This is a genomic window from Mesorhizobium sp. M1A.T.Ca.IN.004.03.1.1 (assembly GCF_003997555.1).
GTDB lineage: Bacteria > Pseudomonadota > Alphaproteobacteria > Rhizobiales > Rhizobiaceae > Mesorhizobium.
Window position 1 is genome coordinate 1 of sequence record NZ_RZTV01001194.1, and the last position, 231, is coordinate 231.

General features: G+C 66.7%; 1 pseudogene. It reads left to right on the plus strand.

Annotated features, from left to right (window positions below):
- A pseudogene (locus EOD29_RS35465) lies at nucleotides 1-231 on the plus strand (site-2 protease family protein); the annotation flags it as partial.

Genomic DNA, 231 nt, shown 5'->3' on the forward strand with positions numbered 1-231 from the left:
CGCTGACCTCCTTCCTGCTCTTGTCCGCCCTGCTGGCGCTCGGCTGGCGCGCCGGTTTCTCGCCCAGCTTCCTGCTCATTGCCGGCGCCGTGTTTTCGATGCTCAGCCTGCTCACCGTCGGAAGCGGCGTGAAGCCGCGCCATGAGCTGAAGCCGATCCAGACCTTCGACCGCCTGGCCATGGCCGGCGCGCTGCTCGCGGTCTTTGCCATTCACGGCTATGGCGTGCTTT